At 67.2% G+C, this 814-nt stretch carries 1 pseudogene; it reads left to right on the top strand.

The features are described 5' to 3' along the window. A pseudogene (locus JHN45_RS52530) lies at positions 1–814 on the top strand (CDP-alcohol phosphatidyltransferase); the annotation flags it as partial.

Genomic DNA, 814 nt, shown 5'->3' on the forward strand with positions numbered 1-814 from the left:
GCTGGTCGCGCTGGCCGTGGTCCGGCTCAGCAACCTGCTGGCCGACCACAAGGCGCAGGCATCCCGGGGCGCGCTGATCGCGGGCACCGTCTGGATCACCTGCACGGCCTTCGGCCTCCAGGTCTCCGACGTGCCGCTCGCCGCCGACCACACCGCCGCGATCCTCAAGCTCCGCACCGTGGCGATCCGCAACACCCTGCGCGACGAGGCGGAGTTCGAGAAGGTCGCCAAGGTCGACGCGTTCGGCAACACCCCGGGCAGCCAGCTCGTCCCGGATCTGCGCGGCAAGGACATGATCTTCACGTTCATCGAGAGCTACGGCCGCAGCGCGATCGAGGACCCGATCATGGCGCCCGGTGTCGACGAGACGCTCGCCGCCGACACCCAGGCCCTGTCGAAGGCCGGTTTCGCCGCGAAGAGCGGCTGGCTGACCTCGGCGACCTACGGCGGCAGCAGCTGGCTGGGCCACTCGACGACCATGTCGGGGCTGTGGGTCAACAACCAGCAGCGCTACCGCACGGTGATGGCCAGCGACCACCTGAGCCTGACCGACGCCTTCAAGAAGACCGGCGACTACGACACCGTCGGCGTGATGCCGGGCATTCAGAAGGGCTGGCCGGAGCAGAGCTTCTACGGCCTCGACAAGGTCTACAACGCCTTCCAACTGGGCTACAAGGGACCGAAGTTCAGCTGGTCGACGATGCCCGACCAGTACGCCCTGGAGCAGTTCCAGAAGCAGGTGCACAGCAAGCCGCGGACCGACGGCAAGTCACTGATGTCGATGATCATCCTGACCTCGAGCCACCAGCCGTGG

This window comes from Streptomyces sp. MBT53 (genome assembly GCF_016654115.1).
Classification (GTDB): Bacteria; Actinomycetota; Actinomycetes; order Streptomycetales; family Streptomycetaceae; genus Streptomyces.